The organism is Acinetobacter sp. ANC 5045 (assembly GCF_004331005.1).
Classification (GTDB): domain Bacteria; phylum Pseudomonadota; class Gammaproteobacteria; order Pseudomonadales; family Moraxellaceae; genus Acinetobacter; species Acinetobacter towneri.
The window spans coordinates 51881-70465 of the sequence record NZ_SJNS01000006.1; the positions used below are offsets into that span (position 1 = coordinate 51881).

18 protein-coding genes are annotated in these 18585 nt (G+C 42.2%); 5 read left to right on the top strand and 13 right to left on the bottom strand.

Annotated features, from left to right (window positions below):
* Nucleotide 1 precedes the first annotated feature (1 nt).
* Both aceE and E0H79_RS06725 read right to left on the bottom strand, forming a co-directional pair.
* A complete protein-coding gene (gene aceE / locus E0H79_RS06720) occupies nt 2–2704 on the bottom strand; it encodes a pyruvate dehydrogenase (acetyl-transferring), homodimeric type (RefSeq protein WP_096901655.1) in 2703 nt (900 codons plus the stop codon).
* Nucleotides 2705–3072: 368 nt separating this feature from the next.
* The gene (locus E0H79_RS06725) at nt 3073–3756 is read right to left on the bottom strand and encodes a M23 family metallopeptidase (protein WP_004974246.1); all 684 of its coding nucleotides are present in this window, start codon (nt 3754–3756) and stop codon (nt 3073–3075) included.
* A gap of 106 nt (nt 3757–3862) precedes the next feature.
* Here E0H79_RS06725 and E0H79_RS06730 point away from each other — a divergent pair, with 106 nt between their 5' ends.
* Nucleotides 3863–4303 carry a DciA family protein gene (locus E0H79_RS06730; RefSeq protein WP_004974242.1) on the top strand — a complete coding sequence of 147 codons (441 nt, stop codon included), beginning with the start codon at nt 3863–3865 and terminating at the stop codon, nt 4301–4303.
* A gap of 97 nt (nt 4304–4400) precedes the next feature.
* Here the strand turns inward: E0H79_RS06730 and lpxC are convergent, their stop codons facing one another.
* The 8 genes from lpxC to gshB all read right to left on the bottom strand — a co-directional run bounded on the left by lpxC (nt 4401) and on the right by gshB (nt 13760).
* Nucleotides 4401–5303: a UDP-3-O-acyl-N-acetylglucosamine deacetylase gene (lpxC, locus tag E0H79_RS06735; protein ID WP_004974240.1), complete on the bottom strand. Its 903-nt coding sequence runs from the start codon at nt 5301–5303 to the stop codon at nt 4401–4403.
* A 123-nt stretch (nt 5304–5426) separates the two neighbouring features.
* Nucleotides 5427–6608 (bottom strand): cell division protein FtsZ, encoded by a 1182-nt coding sequence (gene ftsZ / locus E0H79_RS06740; protein WP_131261209.1) that lies wholly within the window; start codon nt 6606–6608, stop codon nt 5427–5429.
* Nucleotides 6609–6767: 159 nt separating this feature from the next.
* Nucleotides 6768–8030, bottom strand: coding sequence for a cell division protein FtsA (ftsA, locus tag E0H79_RS06745; protein ID WP_004974236.1), 1263 nt, complete (start codon nt 8028–8030; stop codon nt 6768–6770).
* Between the two features lie 67 nt (nt 8031–8097).
* Entirely contained in the window at nt 8098–8952 is an 855-nt protein-coding gene (locus E0H79_RS06750; RefSeq protein WP_004974235.1) for a cell division protein FtsQ/DivIB, read from the bottom strand.
* Nucleotides 8953–8954: 2 nt separating this feature from the next.
* Nucleotides 8955–9884 (bottom strand): D-alanine--D-alanine ligase, encoded by a 930-nt coding sequence (locus E0H79_RS06755; RefSeq protein ID WP_131261210.1) that lies wholly within the window; start codon nt 9882–9884, stop codon nt 8955–8957.
* 56 nt (nt 9885–9940) lie between these two features.
* Nucleotides 9941–11389 (bottom strand): UDP-N-acetylmuramate--L-alanine ligase, encoded by a 1449-nt coding sequence (gene murC, locus E0H79_RS06760; RefSeq protein ID WP_131261211.1) that lies wholly within the window; start codon nt 11387–11389, stop codon nt 9941–9943.
* Nucleotides 11390–11392: 3 nt separating this feature from the next.
* Complete coding sequence (gene murG / locus E0H79_RS06765) at nt 11393–12496, bottom strand: undecaprenyldiphospho-muramoylpentapeptide beta-N-acetylglucosaminyltransferase (protein ID WP_096901644.1); 1104 nt, start codon at nt 12494–12496, stop codon at nt 11393–11395.
* A 319-nt stretch (nt 12497–12815) separates the two neighbouring features.
* A complete protein-coding gene (gene gshB / locus E0H79_RS06770; RefSeq protein WP_004974228.1) occupies nt 12816–13760 on the bottom strand; it encodes a glutathione synthase in 945 nt (314 codons plus the stop codon).
* Between the two features lie 116 nt (nt 13761–13876).
* Between gshB and E0H79_RS06775 the strand changes: the two genes are divergently transcribed.
* Entirely contained in the window at nt 13877–14074 is a 198-nt protein-coding gene (locus E0H79_RS06775) for a DUF3565 domain-containing protein (RefSeq protein WP_004974221.1), read from the top strand.
* A gap of 85 nt (nt 14075–14159) precedes the next feature.
* Entirely contained in the window at nt 14160–15038 is an 879-nt protein-coding gene (locus tag E0H79_RS06780) for a viperin family antiviral radical SAM protein (protein ID WP_004974219.1), read from the top strand.
* Nucleotides 15039–15046: 8 nt separating this feature from the next.
* Here the strand turns inward: E0H79_RS06780 and E0H79_RS06785 are convergent, their stop codons facing one another.
* From E0H79_RS06785 to pyrE, 3 genes are read right to left on the bottom strand one after another with little or no spacing between them, the layout of a single operon-like run.
* On the bottom strand, nt 15047–15334 hold the full coding sequence (locus tag E0H79_RS06785) for a hypothetical protein (protein WP_004974218.1): 288 nt from the start codon (nt 15332–15334) through the stop codon (nt 15047–15049).
* Nucleotides 15303–15755, bottom strand: a complete 453-nt coding sequence (locus tag E0H79_RS06790; protein ID WP_131261212.1) for a hypothetical protein — start codon at nt 15753–15755, stop codon at nt 15303–15305. The genes E0H79_RS06785 and E0H79_RS06790 overlap by 32 nt, the downstream gene beginning before the upstream one ends.
* A gap of 55 nt (nt 15756–15810) precedes the next feature.
* A complete protein-coding gene (pyrE, locus tag E0H79_RS06795; RefSeq protein WP_131261213.1) occupies nt 15811–16461 on the bottom strand; it encodes an orotate phosphoribosyltransferase in 651 nt (216 codons plus the stop codon).
* Between the two features lie 39 nt (nt 16462–16500).
* Here pyrE and E0H79_RS06800 point away from each other — a divergent pair, with 39 nt between their 5' ends.
* Both E0H79_RS06800 and E0H79_RS06805 read left to right on the top strand, forming a co-directional pair.
* Complete coding sequence (locus E0H79_RS06800) at nt 16501–17319, top strand: exodeoxyribonuclease III (protein WP_096901635.1); 819 nt, start codon at nt 16501–16503, stop codon at nt 17317–17319.
* 853 nt (nt 17320–18172) lie between these two features.
* Nucleotides 18173–18520 (top strand): Spx/MgsR family RNA polymerase-binding regulatory protein, encoded by a 348-nt coding sequence (locus tag E0H79_RS06805; protein WP_026438350.1) that lies wholly within the window; start codon nt 18173–18175, stop codon nt 18518–18520.
* The last annotated feature ends 65 nt before the right edge of the window (nt 18521–18585 follow it).

Sequence of the window (18585 nt, forward strand, 5' to 3'; positions counted from 1 at the left end):
ATCAGTGCTCCTCTTTGTAGTCAGCAACCGCTTGTACTTCAGGAACCGCTTGCGGTGCCCACGCGACAGGACGATCTGTATCTAACTCAAATGTCGAGATTGCATCTTTGACCAAACGCGCATCGACTTCGCCTTCATCAGCCAGTTTTTTCAAGGTGGCTACCACAATGTGTGCAGCATCGACCCCAAAGTAGCTACGCAAGTTACCGCGGGTATCGGAACGACCATAACCATCGGTACCTAAGGCAACAAATGGACGATTGTCTGGCAAGTAACCGCGAATTTGCTCGCTATAGGCGCGCATGTGATCGGTAGCAGACACGACAATGCCATCTTTGCCACGTAACTGTTGTGAGATCCACGGCTCTTTGCTTTCTTCAGCCAATGGATGCAAACGGTTGTATTCTTCACACGCCATACCATCACGCGCCAATTCATTAAAACTGGTCACACTGTAGACATTCGAGTGGATTTGATACTCTTCACGCAAGATTTTCGCCGCTTTGATGACTTCACGCAAAATCACACCTGAACCTAGCAATTGAACCGTGGCTTTTTCATCTTCCTGCAGTAAATACATGCCGCGCTTAATGCCTTCTTCCACACCTTGTGGCATTTCAGGATGCTCGTAGTTTTCATTCATTACGGTGAGGTAATAGAACACGCGCTCCTGATTGACATACATGCGTTGCAAACCATCATGCACAATCACGGCAAGCTCATAACCAAAGCATGGGTCATAGGACACACAGTTTGGAATAGTATTGGCTAAAATATGCGAGTGACCATCTTGGTGTTGCAAGCCTTCACCATTGAGTGTGGTACGTCCTGCAGTGGCACCCAACAAGAAACCTTGCGCCTGTGCATCACCTGCCGCCCATGCAATATCCCCAATCCGCTGGAAACCAAACATGGAGTAATACATATACATTGGGATCATTGGTAAGTTATTGGTCGAATAACTGGTACCCAAAGCTGCCCAAGCACTCATTGCACCTGCTTCGTTAATGCCTTCTTGCAGCATGTGACCGTCTTTGGCTTCACGATAATGCATCAATTGTTCTTGGTCTTCAGGGGTGTATTTTTGCCCATGTGCGGCATAAATACCCAGTTGACGGAACATGCCTTCTAAACCAAAAGTACGTGCTTCATCGGGTACAATGGGTACCACACGGTCTTTAATGGCTTTTTCTTTGAGCAGGGCAGAAATCAAACGCACCATCACCATAGTGGTCGATTGTTCTTTGCCACCTGAACCTGCCAAGACTGAATCGAAAACTGATAATTCAGGAATTTGTAAAGCTTCGCTGTCTTTACGACGCGCAGGCAAATAACCACCCAACGCTTCGCGACGCGCTTTCATATATTTCAATTCAGGCGAATTTTCACTTGGACGATAGAACGGCACTTCTTCAAGTTGCTCATCGCTAAATGGCAAGTTGAAGCGGTCACGTACATATTTTAAAGAATCCAACTGCATTTTTTTGATTTGGTGGGTTTTGTTCACCGCTTCAATTTCATCAGACAAACCATAACCTTTGACAGTTTTGGCTAAAATGACCGTTGGCTGACCTTTGGCCTTACATGCTTCAGCATACGCCGCAAATACTTTGTATGGATCGTGACCACCACGGTTCAGGTTATCAATATCTTCATCGCTTAAATCTTTGACCAATTCTTTGGCTTCAGGATATTTACCAAAGAATTTCTCACGAGCGTATGCACCACCTTTCACTTGCAAGCGCTGATAATCACCATCCACCGCTTCTTCCATAATGGCTCTTAATGCACCTGTGTCGTCTTTGTCTAATAAAGCATCCCAATGACGCCCCCAGACCACTTTAATCACGCGCCAACCTGCGCCACGGAATAACGACTCAAGTTCTTGAATGATTTTACCGTTACCGCGTACAGGGCCATCTAAACGCTGTAAGTTACAGTTCACCACCCAAATCAGGTTATCTAGCTTTTCACGACCTGCCAGTGAAATTGCACCCAAACTTTCTGGCTCATCCATTTCACCATCGCCTAGATATGCCCAGACTTTACGGTCTTCTTCTTTAATCAAACCGCGGTTCATTAAATATTTTTGAATATGTGCCTGATAAATTGACATGATTGGACCCAGACCCATCGATACCGTTGGGAACTGCCAATAGTCAGGCATTAAATAAGGATGTGGATAGCTAGGTAAACCGTTACCGCCCACTTCACGGCGGAAATTATTTAATTGATCTTCGGTTAAACGCCCTTCTAAAAATGAACGGGCATAAATACCGGGTGCACAGTGACCTTGGTAGTAGATCATATCACCGCCAAAATGATCACTATTGGCACGGAAGAAATGGTTAAAACCAACATCATATAATGTGGCTGAAGATGCGAAACTTGCAAGGTGACCACCTAAATCATCACCTGTTTTATTGGCACGCAATACCATTGCCAACGCATTCCAGCGAATCAGGGCGCGAATACGACGCTCCATATCCTGATCGCCCGGCATGGCAGGTTGTTCTTCCACTGAAATGGTATTGAGGTAAGGAGTATTTAATCGCTGAATGGGTACATGCTTTGCAATTGCACGTTGGTACAGTTTTTCGAGTAAAAATGCTGCCCGTTCAGTACCCATATGTTGTAACACAGCATCAAAGGCGTCTTGCCATTCTTGGGTTTCTTGTGAGTCCGTATCACCGTAAAACGCCATAATTCACTATTCCTAAGCCTAATCGTATGCTTTATATGTATCATAATTTAGACTTTAGTAGATATGGCTAATCTTAAATGCATATCCTGCATACTATTTAGAAAATAAATAGTCATTGACACATTCTTACAGCAAATAACAAAAAACCGCCAATTTAGGCGGTTTTTTATACAATAAAGCAGATACTGCGTGTTATTATTTTTTTAGGTGATAAGTTGATGTCTGAAATGTCTCACTAGATTTCGCTAAAAGCTAAAACGTGAGTATAAAGAAAAGCGACCTTTGCCGCTTTAATTTCATGTTTTAATTTGTAGTTCGCGTGTAGTTTACAGTGAGTGTGGCTAGAGCATGAATTTCTAGCCAAAACATTACGGCAACATTGCTAAATAGGTAGAAGGGTTCTTACGTTGACCATCTTTCACTACTTCATAATGTAAGTGAGGACCTGTACAACGACCTGTACAACCCACGTTGGCAATATGTTCGCCTGCATCTACACGGTCACCCACACGTGCAATTAAACGTGAAGCGTGTGCGTAGCGCGTGATATAACCATTACCGTGGTTAATTTCTACATATTGACCATAACCTGTGCCCCAGCCTGACTTGGTCACAATACCTGGGCCAGTCGCATAAATTGGAGTACCGCTTGGTGCAGCAAGGTCTAAGCCAGAATGGTTTTCAGCACGACCACTCATGACACGACCGCCATAGTTCGAGCTAATACGTGCATTTGGTAATGGATGTGACACTAACCAAGCATAAGGATTTGAAGAAGCAAAACGGGTGCTGGTATTGGTACCGTATTTTTTTGCTAAAGACGCATTGTTTAATTCTGTAGTCTTTTCACGAAGCTTAACGGTCATCTGCGTTTGTGCAGGAACATCAATGTCTTGTGTTTCTGTATAAGAACCTTGTGACAAGGTGCGGGTTAATTGCTCAATACGATCAGTCGATGAATTTTGAGAATCTAACTCAACTAAATCAGCAAATGCGACAGATGCTGCCGAAGCTGCCAGTGAAAACGCTAATAAAATACGGCGCGAATGCATAAAAAAACCTCTTAACTGTTCTTACTTGAAGTTCCTTGTGATCTCTTCCTTGATATCTACTGAAAGGAGCGCATAAGATTAGGGCATAAACATGAAGGAATGATGTATGTCCGAACCTGTGAATCTCTTTCAACAAACAAGAAAACACATAAAAACAGGAAACCTAACGTTTCTCTCAACCCAAGTTGCTGCATGGCAGAAACTTGGCAAACTTATTCAACCTTTACTGCCGCAACCAGAGCAATGGCAGGTGGTTTGTTATCAACAAGGTGTCTTAACCATTACTGGAACGAATCAAGCGATGGTCAGTCAACTTGCTTATTTGCAAAAGCAATACATTACTCAACTGTCACAACTGCATGAACTGAAAGACATACAAAAAATTCAAGTTCGTTTAAGAGTTGAATCTCAAACGCCCCCAAAAAGCGAAAAGCCTTTAAGAACACTTAGTCCAGAAACTCAAGATATGTTACGAGGTGCTGCTGACTTTGTGAGCGACCCTAAGCTTAGCCAAGCTTTGTTACGTTTGGCAAGCAATAAAAAATAATTGTTTGCAGAAAACACCAAAAACTCGCGCTCAAATTTGTGATGAAATTCACATATTATTGTTGTTACATTATAACGTAGTAAGAAAAGACAATGACTTATGTCACATGCACAAAAGTGATCGGGCAAGAATTTATGTCATCAAATGTTACAATTTCATAACTGCTTGGATCGCTCTGAACATTGCGTAATAACTGATTATTTAAGGCATGTCCTGATTTATAACCATCAAACTTGGCAATAATTTGATGTCCAAGCAAGTACAAATCCCCCACAGCATCTAAAATTTTATGCCGTACAAACTCGTCCGAGAAGCGCAAACCTTCTTCATTGACCACGCCTGTATCATCTACCCCAATGGCATTATCTAAACTCGCACCCAAAGCCAAATTATTGGCTTTTAAATAGTCCAAATCTTTCATAAAGCCAAAAGTACGTGCGCCACTGACTTCATAGACAAAGGTTTCTGTAGAAAAATCGATGGTGGCAGACTGATATTCTTTTTTAAAGGCAGGATGATCAAAGTCGATGGTGAAATTGAGCTGAAAACCTTCATGCGGACTGAACACCGCACGTTTATCGTCAATTAAAGCTTCTACAGGTTTTAAAATTTTGATGAACTTTTTCGCAGCATCCTGTTCTTTTAAACCACCCTGCATCAACAAATAAATAAAAGGCCCTGCACTGCCGTCCATAATGGGCACTTCAGAGGCAGACACTTCAATAATCAAGTTATCAATGCCCAACCCTGCAATTGCACTCATAACATGCTCAATAGTGCCAACTTTGGCATTATCCTGAACCAAATTCGAGCACATAAATGCTTCTTGAATCAGCATGGCATCGGCTGGAATATCGACAGGCGGATTTAAATCGATACGACGAAACACAATTCCCCCATCGGCATGATGCGGCACAAAGTTGATCAATACTTTTTGACCACTGTGCAGACCAATACCGCTCGCCTTGACGACACGTTGTAGGGTACGTTGTTTCAGCATGTTCTCAATTCATCTAAATTTTAAAACCGCTATACGTTAGCATATTTAGCCATTGATAAAAAACAAAAAAGGCAGTTTAAAACTGCCTTTTCCCGATCACACAATGAAATTGAGGATCTTGGCTTATTTACGCTGCTGATTTTTCAAATAGTCTTGAATACTCATTGGCGTTGGACGCGCAGAGCCTGATGTTGTTGTCGCACTAATTGCAGGCGCAGTTTCTGCCTGCTGACGCTGAATTGCAGGCACATCATCTTCTTCTACTGCCGCTATTGGTGCTGCAGAAGTGGTTTGTGTCACGGTGCGTTTTGCAGGCTCTGGTGTATCGCCTGTGTTACGCGCTAAACCAGTAGCAATAACAGTCACGCTAATTTCGTCACGCGCTTCAGGATCAAATACCGTACCGTAGAATACTTGGGTTTGTTCGGTATCTGAAAGTTGATGAATCACGTCCATGATCTCTTCGATTTCACCGAAGGTCACATCATCACCACCCGTTACGTTAATCAACAAGCCTTTGGCATTGGCAATGGTTACGCTATCGAGCAATGGGCTACGAATCGCTTGTTCAGCCGCTTGACGCGCACGGTTTTCACCACGACCTGAACCAACACCCATCATCGCATAACCGCGCGTACTCATCGCAGTTTTCAAGTCAGCAAAGTCTAGGTTGATGTGACCTGGACGTACCACCAAATCAAAAATACTGCGTACACCGTTCAACAAAACGTCATCGGCTTTTTTATACGCATCTTTCATTGAAATGTCGCGGTAAACTTTCATTAAACGCTGGTTTGGAATAATGATTAAAGAGTCTACATGCTGTTCTAATGCCGCAATCCCTTTTTCCGCAGAAAGTAAGCGACGCTTACCCTCAAAGTTAAATGGCGTAGTCACCACACCAACAGTCAAAATGCCCATTTCTTTGGCAATTTCAGCCACAACTGGCGCAGCACCTGTACCTGTACCACCGCCCATCCCTGCAGTCACAAACACCATGTCTGTGCCTTCAAGTTGCTGACAGATCAGCTCGCGGCTTTCTTCCGCTGCAGTTTGACCCACTTGAGGATCACCGCCCGCGCCTAAACCACGTGTGCTTTGCTCACCTAGCTGGATTTTGAATTGCGAATTCATGCGATCCAATGCTTGTTTGTCCGTATTGGCACAAACAAATTTTACACCCTGAATATCCGACTCAAGCATGTGCTGCACAGCGTTACCACCTGCACCACCCACACCAAACACAGTGAAACGGGCTTGACCGTTGCTATCGGTTTGATCATCTATAAATTCAAATGAGGCCATGACCTTTAGATTTCCTAATACGTTATTGGCAGTCACTTAAGCCCGTATACTGCCTTGATCTTCATAAAAATTATTTTTAAGAATGCTGTTCAACTTCTGGCTTGTCAAGTACCAGTGATGATCCGTACAACTTCCTAACAATATTCCCAAAAAACTCAACTAAAAAATAGATTTTAACTTTTCGTTCAAGCCAGACCATGCCCGTCCGACACGCCCCCAAACCGATAAGGTTTCAGGGTCTTCATGTTCTACAATCGTGTCTTGAGTATAGTTTTGACTATAAAGCAATAAGCCTGAAGCTGTTGCATATTGTGAACGGCGTAAGGCGGCCTGATGCGGTTCATCGGCATAAACTTGTGAAGGATGATTCCCCAAGTGTGCCGAAACACCCAACATACGACGTACCAAGCTGATCATGCCTTCAATTTGTGAGGCATCACCCGCCAAAACCACACCATGATATAAACCATGAATGGCACCGCTCTTTTCGAGTTCCTGACGAATTTGTGCAAAAATTTCTTCATAACGCGCAATAATAATTTCCGCCAGTTCAATACGGCTAATGGTTTGCGGCCCATCAATGCCCTGAATCTGAATCATGTGATCAGGTTTGACCACTTTCATATCTACACAGCCATACAATAGCTTAATCCGTTCAGCTTCTTCAGTTGTGGTTTGTAACACCGCTGCAATATCGCGGGTGACATGCTCACCACCACGCTGCAAAGTGTGTGCCAAGGCCAAACGTCCATCTAAATAAACTGCAATACTGGTCGTACCTGCGCCAATATCTACCAGACACACACCGTATTCTTTTTCATCTTTAAGCAGACTGGCTTCTGCAGTGGCTAAATTTGACACCACCATTTTTTCGACACCAATATTGGCACCTTTTAAAGCACGGTCTAAATTCTGCATGGTGCTAATAGGCAACATCATCAATTGATAATGCCCCGTCATGCTATGTGCTGACATACGAATTGGGTTTTGTACCCATTCACCCGAATCATCTAAATCGAAACCGAGTGGTACTGCACTCACCAAATAATGGTCTGAGGTGAGGTGACTGGCTTTGGCCAAGTCCAAGGCGCGTACCACTTCACTGGTGGTAATGGTGTGATCACTACTTTCAATAGGTGTGCGACCTGAAGCATAAAAGCTTTTTAGCTCTGCACTAGGAATAGAAATCCATGCCGAATGCACACGGCATTCCGCCATATCTTCCGCTTCTTGCACGGCATTTTTAATTGCAGTAATCACTTTATCGAGACTGACAATTTTTCCCTTACTCATGCCTCGATTACGTGCGGTGGCCATACCAATGACTTGGATATTGTCTGGCGCATGGACCTTAGCAATCAAAACTGAAACTTTGTGCGTCCCAATGTCAATCGCAACAACCGAGGGAACAGCTTCACTCATTTATTCACTACCATTACCAGTATGTTTAATTTATGGCTTAATGCCTCTATTTTTTTAAAGCCCAATATTATGGCTTTGCTCTTATTCCCTCTGCAATGCTTGTGTCATCAATCGTTACAACAAAGTGACCATTTGCAATTTTTGGCGGAATTGAGTTTTTCCATTGAATGGCTAAACCATTGCGATAACGCAAATCGATGGCGGATATTTTAGACCATACAGGTTTCAAATCACTTTGTGCAAGATGCCCCAAGCGCTGCAGCTTACTCATGGTTTGATCTTTATCTACAATAACACGTAGACCTGAATCAAACTGCATAAACCACGTCATACGTTCTGTTAAATATAGTTCTTTTAAACGATCGTTGACGGGTAAGAATAATTGGTTAATTTCATTATAACGACGCATCATCATTTTAGATTGATGCGTTGGCCCGTGTAATAACGGTAAATGTTGATTATTTTGTGGCGTGACCTCGGTAAAGACTTCACCGCTGTCACTGAGCAAACGACCTGTCCCCCAACGTGCAATTGGATGACGCGGCATAACCCGCACACGAATAGCGTTCGGCCACGCACGTGAAACCACCACTCGATCTACCCAAGACAACTCCAAAGCGGTATCGCGGATTTGCTCTAGGTCAGAGGTGAAATAGTTCTTGGTCATTACAGGGTTCACATGCGTCATCACTTGGCGGTGTTCCGCATCTGAACGTGTACCCACTACATCTAGCTTGGCAATTTGTGCATCGGTCATGACTTTGTATAGCCCGTACGCACCCACTGCCAACACGAGCACCGCAACGCACAGCATTACCCAACCGCCAAAATGAATCAGCTTTTCTTTGGCTGTTGGCGGTTTGTCATGAATCGAGGTAATCGCTGCCCGTTTACGGCGCAAGGATGCAGGAAGTTGAGCCATATTTAGTGTGCTTCACCTGTAAGGGTTTGTGCCAAAATTGCCACACACAGCTCATCAAAACTATAGCCGACTGCATTTGCCGCTTTCGGAACTAAAGAGTGGCTGGTCATTCCCGGCACGGTATTCACTTCCAATAGCCAGAAATTGCCGTTCTCATCTTGCATGGCATCAATACGACCCCAGCCACTTGCACCCACGGCTTGGAAGGCACGTAATGCCAAAGCTTGTAACTGTTGCTCTTCGGCAGTGCTTAAACCACACGGAATACCGTATTGCACATCATTACGTTGATATTTGGCTTCATAATCATAGAACGCCACATCTTTCGGTGGTTCTAAACGAATAATCGGTAAAGCCTGACCATTTAACAGCACGATGGTAAATTCACGTCCTGTAATCCATTTTTCAGCCATAACAATAGCGTCATGTGCAGTTGCTTTCGCTACAGCATCGGCAAAGTCTTCTACTTTTTCGACTTTGCTCATGCCAATACTTGAACCTTCATGTACAGGCTTGATGATGAGTGGTAAACCCAATTCGGCAACCACGTCTTCAATATTGGAATCTTTGCTAACAATACGATATAGCGCAGTTGGCAAGTCAGAACCTTGCCAAATTTGCTTGGTCTTCACTTTGTCCATGCCAATGGCTGAACCTTGCACGCCCGTACCCGTGTATGGAATATTCAACCATTCCAAAACACCTTGAATTTGACCATCTTCACCACCGCGCCCGTGTAACACAATAAAGGCACGATCATAATTGACCAATTCGGTCACGCTACGTGTTTGTGGATCAAATGCTTCTGCATTGACCCCAGAACGTAGCAGTGCTTCGAGTACTGCTTGACCGCTGTCTAGAGAAACCTCACGCTCAGCAGATTTTCCACCCAATAACACGGCAACTTTGCCGAACTTTGAAGCATTTGACACGTTTATATCCTTAAACTTTAAACTGGTCGATCAAATTCAAACATCACAGGTTGTGATTATTTTAAATATAAATGGTTTTGTGCAAGCTCGATTGAAATCGCCCCCACATTACCTGCACCTTGGGTCAATAACAAGTCATTGGCCTGTAACACTTGTTTCACAATATTCGGTAGGTTGCCGTCATTTGGATCGACCAAAATTGGCTCAACCTGACCACGCAAACGAATACTGCGTGCCAAAGTACGGCTATCTGCGCCAACAATTGGTTTTTCACCCGCAGGATAAACATCGAGCAATAACAATTGATCGACTTGTGACAACACTTCCACAAAGTCATCAAAACAGTCACGGGTGCGACTAAAACGGTGTGGCTGGAACAACATCACCAAACGGCGATCAGGATGACTTTGACGCGCAGCTTTAATGGTGGCTTCCACTTCTTTCGGGTGATGTCCGTAGTCATCTACCAATTTCACATTGCCGTCTGCTACCTCAAACTCACCTTGTACTTGGAAACGACGACCGACACCGCTAAAGCCTTCTAAAGCACGGCAAATTGCACCATCAGAAATGCCTTCATCGGTGGCAATTCCAATTGCAGCCAAGGCATTCAATACGTTATGCAGCCCCGGTTGATTCACCGTCACGCGTAACGGTTCGCGGTCTTTACGCAGTACAGTAAAGTGTGTGCGCATGCCGTCTTGATCAACATCAACGGCACGAATATCGTTGTCTTCATTAAAACCATAGGTCAATACAGGGCGCCCGATACGCGGCATGATTTCACGAATATTGGCATCATCACCACACACCACAGCCAAACCGTAGAATGGCAGTTTGTGCAAAAATTGAATAAAGGTATCTTTTAAGGTATCGAAACTACCACCATAGGTGTCCATGTGGTCGGCATCAATATTGGTCACCACAGCCGCCATTGGCTCTAGGAATAAGAACGATGCATCAGATTCATCGGCTTCTGCCACGATATAACGGCTAGCACCCAATGCTGCATTGACCCCAGTACGGTTTAGCAAACCACCAATCACGTAAGTTGGATCCATGTTTTCTTCGGCCAACATACAGGTGATTAAACTGGTAGTGGTGGTTTTACCATGTGTACCCGCGACTGCAATACCATGACGGTAACGCATCAACTCGCCCAGCATTTCAGCACGACGCACCACAGGAATACGGGTGTCAATTGCTGTTTTAATTTCTGGGTTTTCTGGGTCAATTGCAGTAGACACCACCAACACATTGGCGCCTTTAATATTCTCTGCCGCATGCCCAATATAAACCTTGATGCCGTTTTCTTCTAATTGCGCTGTGGTTTTTGAAGCTTTGATGTCTGAACCCGACACTTTATAGCCTTGGTTTTTCAAGACTTCGGCAATACCACACATCCCCGCGCCACCAATACCCACAAAATGAATGTGTTTGATACGGCGCATTTCAGGCACTTTGATTAATTTTTTCGCTTGATCAGCGGGTGTAGATGGAGACATATTTTACTCGAACAATGCTTGAATAAGACGAACCACGTGTTGAGTTGCATCAGGCTGCGCCTGCTGACGGGCTTTGACCGCCATTTCAGACAACAATTGACGATTCATTAACGGGGTTAATAATGTTGTTAAACTTTCAGGTGTCATGCTGGCTTGCGGACAGATTTTTGCTGCACCAAGATCGGCTAAAAACTTGGCATTGGCAGTTTGGTGATCATCCACCGCACTAGGCAATGGTACAAATACTGCTGCAACACCTGCAGTCGCGACCTCGGTTACCGTGAGTGCGCCCGCACGACAAATAATTAAATCGGCATCACTATAGGCTTTGGCCATATCTTCAATAAAAGGCTGTACCTCAACCTGTAAATGGTCAGGCTTGTGTGCATAACGTGCCTGCGTCGCTTCGGCATGGTTTTGCCCACATTGATGATAAACATCTAAAGCGACATTTAGTTGCTTTAACGTTTCAGGTACACATTCATTTAAGGCTTGTGCACCTAGTGAACCACCCACAATTAAAATACGAATTGGCAAGCCTGCTTTTTCACGTTCCTGATAGCGCCATGCAGGGCTTAAGGTCGCAGTGATTTCTTCACGAACAGGGTTGCCTGTGGTGACAATTTTATTACTGTTTGGAAAGGTATTTGGGAAAGCCTGACACACGGTTTTTGCCACACGTGACAATTGAGTGTTGGTAAAACCCGCAACTGCATTTTGTTCGTGAATCAGCACAGGAATACCCAAAGCACGTGCTGCCAAGCCACCCGGCCCTGCCACATAACCACCAAAACCTGCAACAGCATCAACTTTTAATTGCTTCATGTAACGCACAGCACTGAGCGTTGCGCCTAAAATTTTAAATGGTGCAGCCAGTTTACGGATCAAACCGTTGCCACGTACACCTTGAATATTAATTTGGTAAATTGGGATATTATGATTTTTAAGCAGACGATTTTCCATGCCCGTTGGGGTCGCCAACCATGACACTTGAATCCCTTGTTGCTGTAATTGTTTTGCGACGGCCAAAGCGGGAAAAACATGTCCACCTGTACCTGCGGCCATCATCATGACATGTTTAGGCTGTTGTTGCTGTGCGTCAGTCACGGTTTAATTCTTCAACTCAAAATAAGGCAAATAAAAATCTTGTATAAGCTATCAATTGTAATCACAAACGCATGGGCTTTAAAGGTTATTTACTTTTTTTCACCAAGTGCTTGATTGTTTTTTTCTACAGATTTTCAAGTTTAAACTAGTTTTATTATTAATCTACGGAAAATGTTAAGTTTTATTCAATTTTACCTGCTTTGATTGATCTATTTTGCAAAGTGTTTAAGTTGTTTTTTGTATCCACGTCTCTAAAAACAAGGCCGCTTTCAAATAGAAAACGGCTTTTGTATTGATACAGTGAGCATAAAGCCCAAACTTAGTTGGGACGACCTGCTTCAAGTACGGTAAATAAATCATCGGCAATGGATGTACCAAACTGTGCATCAATTTCACGAATACACGTTGGACTGGTCACGTTGATTTCAGTGACATAGTTGCCAATCACATCTAATCCGACAAAAACCAAGCCTTTTTCACGTAAAAATGGCCCGACTTTGGCGGCAATGGCTTTGTCATTTTCAGTCAATGGACGTGCTTCGCCTAAACCACCTGCAGCTAAGTTGCCACGCACTTCGCCATTTTGTGGAATTCGTGCCAAACAATAAGGCACAGGCTCACCATTAACCATGAGGATGCGTTTATCACCATCTACAATTTCTGGAATATAGCGCTGCGCCATGATTGGCTGAGTGCCGTTGTTGGTCAGAATTTCAATGGTTGAGCCAATATTGACCCCATCTTGGTACAAACGGAAAATTCCCATGCCGCCCATGCCATCGAGCGGTTTAACGATCACATCACCATGTTGCTGAATAAATTCACGAATCAGGCTTTGTTGTGACGTGACCAATGTCGGAACTTGTAGTTCTGGGAATTGAGTCGCAAACAGCTTTTCATTACAGTCACGCAGGCTTTGCGGCTTGTTGATGATCCATGCGCCTTCGCGTTCAGCTTGCTCTAAAATATATGTGGTATAAACGAAATTCATGTCAAAAGGCGGGTCTTTACGCATGAGAATGACATCATAATCAGCTAAGGATTCTTTGCGTTTTTCGCCCAATTCGTAATAATGGTTATAATCTTCAAAGACTTTGAGCGATGCAATCAGACCAAATGCCTTGCCCTGATCAATATATAAGTCTTGCTGTAATGCATAGCCCAAGGTATGCCCACGACGGCTTGCCGCCCATAACATCGCCATGGTTGAGTCTTTTTTCAAATTGACACTTTCGATGGGATCCATCACAACAAGTACGCGCATATTTCGGTGCTCTTTTGAAGAATTGAATAAGCAAAAGTATAGCGGAGTTTGGCTTTGGTTTTGCTGCAATTTTCGTAACGCTTTATCCACGATCATCATGCACTTAGGAGTATGCGATGCAACAAGCGATTATTGGTTTTCATTTAGATGAAGAAAATGATTGGGTCGCAGATTTGGCCTGCGGTCATGGGCAGCATGTGCGGCATAATCCACCGTGGCAAAACCGCCCGTGGGTAATCACAGAGCAAGGGCGCAAGGAAAAGTTGGGGGTGATGCTGGAGTGTAAGAAGTGTGAGGAGGAGACACCAATCTAAATCACTGTCTCCTTAGTGTCTCCGATACAATAATATTTCTCAATTAAATTTGTTACATCCAAAACAATTTAAAGGGGAAACTGAAATGCCAAAATTAACTAAAGAACTCGTAGTAAACTGGCATATTACAGAAGCATGCAACTACAAGTGTGATTATTGCTTCGCAAAATGGGATAGCGATAGTAAAGAGGTTTTGCACTCTCAAATAAAAATTGAAACTCTAATTGAGCAAATTGAAAACATTAGACATATATTAAACAAATCAAGTCAAACCGTTTATTTTGATCAATTACGTCTCAATTTAGTCGGAGGCGAGACTTTTCTTTATATGAAACAATTGAAAAATATTATCAATTTATCAAAAAAGTATAATTTCAGGCTTTCTGCGATTACTAATGGCAGTCTATTCAATGAAATTGATATGAAGTTTATTGCTCAGAATTTTTCGTCATTAGGTATTAGTGTAGATTCTATAAATGAATACACCAATTTAGCTATTGGACGTACATCTAAGCAAAATACCTTTAATCCGTCTCAAGTTTTAACAGCTATCAATAAAATTAAAAAGTATAACCCTATGATAGAAATAAAAATTAATACTGTCGTCAATAAGCTCAACGCATCTGAGGATTTAAGCTACTTTATTTCTCAAATCCAACCTAATAAATGGAAAATTTTTAAACTTTTACCTGTTTATTCAAATAAATTAGATATCACAGAGCAAGAGTTTCATCAATTTATTGAAAAACACTCAAGCTTCAAGTCTATTATCAGTTCAGAGAATAATAATGACATGACTGAATCATATTTAATGATTGATCCACTAGGACGTTTTTTTCAAAATGGTTACACGAGTGGGTATAAATATAGTTCTCCATTATGGCAAGTTTCAGCAGAAACTGCATTAAAGCAAATAAAATTTGATTCTCAAAAATTTGTCAATCGTTATAAAAAAATCTTTTAATTAAAAAGTTAGAAGAAGCTCTTAAACTCCATAAGAGCTTTTTTTTCATCCCAAGAACACTCTTGTTCTAATAACTTAAATTCCATAAATACAATATATTTTTTAAACTCATCAATTGTTTCCTGACTGATACTCTGATTCATCATGCGATGTCTAGCTTTTTGTACTCTTTTGTAAAAACTTTCCCCTCGATTTTTCACATCAAATTCAGAACAAAATTCTCTTAAATTACCTTTATAACATTGCTCTAGAAGAGTATTAAATTTATCGGTAACCTCTGTACTGCTGCCTACCACTTCGGCATTCCCCCTGTGATCGATTCATATAATATTGTGTAGATTTCACCACTTTGTCATAATCAATTTGAATAAGCTTATTTATCGCACATTCACAATACTGTTCTGTTTCTAACAAGCTTAAATTGGATGTTTGGAATATTCTAGCCTCACATGCTTTTTCAAATTTTTGAATATTTTTATCCGTCCATGAATTATTATCTACCAAACTTTTATATCCCATAAAAGCTACTGGCAACCCTATTAATGTAGCCCAAATCCAATTTTTATACTTATGCTGTTTTTCTGTACCATAGAACATTAAATGGGATTGACAACCGCCACATTGGTAAAGACCTGTTTTTCGAGAGTCGATGATTAACCTGTTATCACGTCCACATTTCGGGCAACGTATATACGCATACTTTTCTAATTCAGACATAATAAAAATAAAAAAAGGGTGATAAAACACCCTATTTTATATAAAAAATAATGATTTAGATACCATACTTCACACGGTATGCTTCCATTTTCGCCAAGGCCTCTTTTTCACCTTTGACATCTAAATAATTCATTAAATCTTTCATGGTAATTAAAGCATGCACAGGAATTTCCAACTCTTTTTGCACTTCCTGAATAGCAGACAAATCGCCCTGACCTTTTTCTTGACGGTCTAAAGCCACCAATACGCCCGCAATTTGTGCGCCTGCATTTTTCAAAATAGTCACCACTTCACGAATAGCCGTACCCGCAGTAATCACATCATCAATAATCCAAACTTTTTTGCCCTCAACCGCAGCACCCACCAACACACCGCCTTCGCCATGATCTTTGGCTTCTTTACGGTTAAACCCCCACGGCACACTTACGCCATGATTTTGCGATAAAGCCACTGCTGTAGCTGCCACAAATGGAATACCTTTATAGGCAGGCCCGAAAATAACATCTACATTTTTGCATTGCATGAGTTGATCTGCATAGCCCGAAGCCAATAGCGATAAAGCTTCGCCATCATTCAACAAACCTGCGTTAAAAAAATAAGGACTCACACGACCCGATTTTAAAGTAAACTCACCAAATTTAAGCACACCACGTGATAAGGCGAGTTCGATAAAAGCTTGCGGGTTAAATTGAGCTGGCGATGTCATGAGGTGCTCCAAATTAATACATTGAGGTAAGACCTGAGCATGATACCAAAGAGTAGCTATCCGAGTGATCAAAAAATTCTTCGAGTGGTTTCAATTAACGTCAATGGGTTGCGTTCATCGGTAAGCAAAGGCTTACTCGAATGGTTGGAAAAGTCTGAAGCAGACGTGATTTGCATGCAGGAAAGCCGCATCACACACGCCCAATGGACCGATAAATTTAAGCCAGAAGGCTGGCACACGCATCTTTTCCCTGCAGAACGTGCAGGTTACGCAGGAACAGCCATTTATAGCCGTTTGCCCTTTGTTTCTGTGCAAAATGGTTTAGGCTTTGAATTGGCCGATTCTCAGGGTCGCTTTATCAGTGCTGAATTTGATGTAGGACTGGATCACCCAATTTACATCTGTTCACTGTATTTGCCTTCTGGCTCTTCGGGTGAAGAAGCGCAAATGCGGAAAGATCACTTTTTAGAAGAGTATCAAAAAATTCTAAAACAGTGGCGTGAAGACAATAAATCGATCATTGTCTGTGGCGATTACAACATTGTGCATAAGCGCATTGATATTAAAAACTGGTCAGGTAACCAAAAGTCTTCAGGTTGCTTACCGCATGAACGTGCATGGTTAGATCATATTTATAATGACTTGGGCTATGTCGATACCTTCCGTGAAGTACGCCATGAAGCAGAGTTGTATTCTTGGTGGTCAAATCGCGGGCAAGCCCGTGCCAAGAACGTTGGTTGGCGGATTGATTATCATGCCTGTTCACCCGACTGGAAAGCACGCACTGTCAATGCTTGGGTGTATAAAGAAGAATGGTTTAGTGACCATGCTCCCGTGATTATTGATTATAAGATTTAGGGTCTATTGACATTTCATAAATGGTTTGCGCTGTAGGCTAAAACTGAGCAGATCAGGCATGAAACGCAGGGAATAGTGGATCTATTGCCAAGTTTCATAACGCAATCTGAGAAAGTTTTAGCCACAGCCTGAGCAAAAACAAGCACTGCTTTGTTTGCAGCGCAAGGCGCAGCGAAGGACGAGCATATTTTTTTGCTGCTATTGCGTTATGTGCCAGTCATTTAGAATGGCTAAATTTCCTGTCCCATGCCTTATATCAGCTAAAAATATGCGTCGTCGCAAACATAGACGAATTGTCAATAGTCCCTTATTCACACAAATTTCACAGCCTATATGAGTGAACAATTGTTCACTCAACTGAGGTTCAATTCGCACATAATCTGTCGACTTTGTGTATTTATCTTCAAGTCGATTCAGCGCATTATTGCATCACGGCAAAGGGACAGTCAGGATGACACAAAAGGATTGGAAGCCGAAGGATGGAAAGTAAACTAACTGGTTTTGGTTAGTTTCAAGGATGTAACAATGGACGTTAAAATGAGACCCGCATAATCAGGATGATTAAATGCGGGTTTTCTCTTTTTATCATCTTATTTTCTGTTTTGCGCTGTTACTGTTGTTCTTCACTGTATTTTTTATTTTCACTAAAGTCTGTTCTTATCAAGTTTTTCATTTTTTTCTGTTTATGCGTCCCATTTTAGAGCGATCAAGTGTCAATTTGGTGACATCGGTATGACGTATTGATGACACATACCATTTAAACAGCCAATCATTGTTCACTGCAAGTTTCTAGCACTTAGCGCTGTTTTGGGCTAGGCTATAGCCAGTTTGATGATATTAACGTGAAAAAAATATGTTAAAAATTTATGGGATTAAGAACTGCAATTCAATGAAAAAAGCCTTCGATTTACTCAATGAATTGGGGCTAAGTTATGAGTTTCACGATTATAAAAAACAAGGGATCGATGCCGACACTGTCAAAAGTTGGTTAGATGCGCTTGGGCAAGATGTAGTACTGAATAAAAAAGGCACCACTTGGCGCAAACTCAGCGAAGCAGAACAGCAAGCTGCTTTGGCCAGTGAAGCCAACTTAATTGAAGCACTTTGCACTCACACCAGTTTAATTAAACGTCCTGTCTTAAAAACTGAATCAGGCTTTATTGCGGGTTTTGATGAAGCGGCTTATCGTGCTTTAGGTTAAGTTTAAAAAAATACCAATAAAAAACCTGCTCACATGGAGCAGGTTTTTTTATATCCTGTGCAATA

Coding starts and splice junctions, on each gene's coding strand:
- E0H79_RS06725 (WP_004974246.1), bottom strand. CDS start 3,756: ATGCATTCGCGCCGTATTTTATTAGCGTTTTCACTGGCAGCTTCGGCA.
- lpxC (WP_004974240.1), bottom strand. CDS start 5,303: ATGCTGAAACAACGTACCCTACAACGTGTCGTCAAGGCGAGCGGTATT.
- E0H79_RS06775 (WP_004974221.1), top strand. CDS start 13,877: ATGCAACAAGCGATTATTGGTTTTCATTTAGATGAAGAAAATGATTGG.
- gshB (WP_004974228.1), bottom strand. CDS start 13,760: ATGCGCGTACTTGTTGTGATGGATCCCATCGAAAGTGTCAATTTGAAA.
- ftsA (WP_004974236.1), bottom strand. CDS start 8,030: ATGAGTGAAGCTGTTCCCTCGGTTGTTGCGATTGACATTGGGACGCAC.
- aceE (WP_096901655.1), bottom strand. CDS start 2,704: ATGGCGTTTTACGGTGATACGGACTCACAAGAAACCCAAGAATGGCAA.
- E0H79_RS06790 (WP_131261212.1), bottom strand. CDS start 15,755: ATGTCTGAATTAGAAAAGTATGCGTATATACGTTGCCCGAAATGTGGA.
- murC (WP_131261211.1), bottom strand. CDS start 11,389: ATGTCTCCATCTACACCCGCTGATCAAGCGAAAAAATTAATCAAAGTG.
- E0H79_RS06800 (WP_096901635.1), top strand. CDS start 16,501: ATGATACCAAAGAGTAGCTATCCGAGTGATCAAAAAATTCTTCGAGTG.
- E0H79_RS06750 (WP_004974235.1), bottom strand. CDS start 8,952: ATGGCTCAACTTCCTGCATCCTTGCGCCGTAAACGGGCAGCGATTACC.
- E0H79_RS06780 (WP_004974219.1), top strand. CDS start 14,160: ATGCCAAAATTAACTAAAGAACTCGTAGTAAACTGGCATATTACAGAA.
- E0H79_RS06730 (WP_004974242.1), top strand. CDS start 3,863: ATGTCCGAACCTGTGAATCTCTTTCAACAAACAAGAAAACACATAAAA.
- E0H79_RS06805 (WP_026438350.1), top strand. CDS start 18,173: ATGTTAAAAATTTATGGGATTAAGAACTGCAATTCAATGAAAAAAGCC.
- ftsZ (WP_131261209.1), bottom strand. CDS start 6,608: ATGGCCTCATTTGAATTTATAGATGATCAAACCGATAGCAACGGTCAA.
- pyrE (WP_131261213.1), bottom strand. CDS start 16,461: ATGACATCGCCAGCTCAATTTAACCCGCAAGCTTTTATCGAACTCGCC.